1 protein-coding gene is annotated in these 957 nt (G+C 55.3%); it reads right to left on the bottom strand.

The annotated features are described in order from the left end of the window. The coding region (locus B9Z45_RS16710) for a VCBS domain-containing protein (RefSeq protein ID WP_199221941.1) at positions 1 to 957 on the bottom strand (957 nt) is incomplete at both ends.

Raw genomic sequence — 957 nt, 5'->3', positions numbered from 1 at the left:
CAACTGTGAATTTCAGGCCGGTGATGGTTTGGCCCGTATCCACCGCGCTGATGGCCGCGCTGCTGAACAGCGTTTGCGTGAGTGCAGTGTTGGCGTAGTTGACCGTGGACGTGGTGACGCTGGCGGTGGGCGCATCGTTGGTGCCGGTGATGGTGACGGTGGCGGTTTGATTGACGGTTGCGCCGTGCACATCTTTAACCTGGTAGCTGACGACAATCACTTGGCTTTGCCCAAAGGCCAAGCTGTTAAACACCGCGTTGGCGGGGTCGACCGTCAGGGTGTTGCCGGTGATGCTCACGCCTGCAGGCAGTGTGGCGCTGGCAGTGCCACCATTTACCTGATAGGTAAGGCTTTGCGTGCTGAGTGTGGCAGTCTCGCCGGTATCTGCATCCGTGGCCCCTTGCAGCAGATTGACGGTGTAGCTGACATCTCCCTCGCTTGCATTTGAAGCAATGGCGGCGCTCACCGTGGGTGCGTCGTTGACCGAGACAACTTGCACTGTTTGGATAATGGTCTGGCTGTTCTTAGCGCCATCACTGATCACCAAGCTGATTTGTCGATCTGTGGTGACCGGATTGTCGGAGCTGTTGTTGAACTTAACAGAAGCAAGCGCTGCTGAAAATTCACTGCTACTTGGGTTGGCACCTGATTTGGTCGCCAAAGTCAAAACGCCATTGCTGTAACTGCCAGTAATTTTTCCCGTGTCCGTGAACAGCAACACATCGCCAACCTGGACATTGGTGATGCGCATCGTCGCAGACATCAACTGGGTGTCTAAATCACTGGCACTCAAACCGCTGAAGACCAACTGAGCGTTAGATCCGTTATCCGCACCGAGCATTTCAGTGAATATCAAAGTGTGATTCACGGCTGAAAGCAACGGGGCCAGATTACCCATTTGCTTGGCAGCCGCAAGTTCCGCCGCATCGGCTTCAGCTGTGGCTTTGGCGGCTGCTA

Origin of the sequence: Limnohabitans sp. 2KL-17 (genome assembly GCF_003063415.1) — a bacterium.
GTDB lineage: Bacteria > Pseudomonadota > Gammaproteobacteria > Burkholderiales > Burkholderiaceae_C > Limnohabitans_A.
Note: the sequence above shows the minus strand (reverse complement) of the source record. Positions and strands in the feature narration are given on the sequence as shown.